Below are 1,148 nucleotides of genomic sequence, written 5' to 3' on the forward strand. Positions count from 1 at the left end.
GCGCGGCGGCGGCGCCGGCCGGGCGCGGCGAGGCGCTGGCGGGGTTGTTCCTCGCGGCCTACCTGGGCCTGACCGTGCCGCCCCTGGCGATCGGCCTGGCCGGTCTCTCGTTCGACCAGGTCGACGTGATGACGTGGTTCACCGGCGTCCTGCTGGCCCTGCTCGCCGCCGTCGCGCTGCTGACCCGCCGCACCGGCCGCTGAGGCCCGGCCGGCCGGCACCCGCCCGGCCGGGCCGGGAGGGCGTCAGGCCGGCTCCCCCGGCCCGGCCGCGGGTTCCTCCCCGAGCGCGCGGCGCAGCACCGGCAGGTCCCGCTCGGCGACCCGCACCGTCGCCATGCACGTCGGGCCCTGCCAGACCGACAGCACGACGAGCCCCGCCGCGCGCCGCTGCGACACCAGCAGCACCCGGCCGGGGCGGTCGGCGTCGGCGACGACGAGCCGTTCACCGCCGTCCCCCGGCAGCGCCGGTCGGCCCAGCAGGTCGCGCAGCACCGTGCGGGAGACGTTGACGGCCTGGATCCACGCGTCCGCGGCGCGGGCGATGGCCTCGGTGCTGGAGCGCGACGTCACCGGCCCAGCGTAGGAGCGGCGGGGCCGCCTGCGGGGTGCGCGCGGCGCCGGACCCACGGGGATCTCCCCGCAGGCCCGGCGCCGCGCGTCGGGGTCGCGCTCACGAGAGGTCGTACAGCGTCACCCCGTCGACGGTCTGGGCGGTGTAGGTGGCCGCCACCCACGCGCTGATGGCCGAGGCGGTGCCCTCGCCGTCGCCCGCACCGGTGCCCGCGGCGATGAACCAGTGGATCCGGCCCTCGGCGACGTACTGCTGGAACTGCGTCAGCGTCGGGGAGGAGTCGGTGCCGTTGAACCCACCGATCGGCATGACCGCCTCCTCGGTGGCGAGCTGGTAACCCGCGGCGTTGTTCGCCCCGATCGTCGCCGCGGCCCACGTGTAGGAGCCGGCGTCGGTCTGCAGCAGCGCCACGAGCGCGGCGCTCGGCGTGGTGGCGTTCAGCAGCCCGCCGATGCCACCACCGCCGGCACCACCGCCGCGACCGCCCTGCGCGGCCGCACCACCCGGGGCGGCGCCCTGCAGCGCACCTCCACGACCGGCACCCCCAACCAGATCGCGATGTACTCCTACACCGA

Annotated in this window: 2 protein-coding genes and 1 pseudogene; 1 reads left to right on the forward strand and 2 read right to left on the reverse strand. The window is 77.4% G+C overall.

Annotation, left to right across the window (positions count from 1 at the left end; genetic code table 11):
• Positions 1–203 (forward strand): annotated as a pseudogene (locus tag ABEB16_RS22300) (MFS transporter); the annotation flags it as partial.
• A gap of 42 nt (positions 204–245) precedes the next feature.
• Here the strand turns inward: ABEB16_RS22300 and ABEB16_RS22305 are convergent.
• Together ABEB16_RS22305 and ABEB16_RS22310 are read right to left on the reverse strand one after the other, a co-directional pair.
• Positions 246–572, reverse strand: a complete 327-nt coding sequence (locus ABEB16_RS22305; RefSeq protein WP_345714343.1) for a hypothetical protein — start codon at positions 570–572, stop codon at positions 246–248.
• Positions 573–672: 100 nt separating this feature from the next.
• Positions 673–1,148 (reverse strand): mannosyltransferase YkcB-related protein (locus ABEB16_RS22310; protein ID WP_486336004.1); only part of this gene is annotated, 476 nt, incomplete at its 5' end.

The organism is Kineococcus glutinatus, from assembly GCF_039542765.1.
GTDB classification, from domain to species: domain Bacteria; phylum Actinomycetota; class Actinomycetes; order Actinomycetales; family Kineococcaceae; genus Kineococcus_A; species Kineococcus_A glutinatus.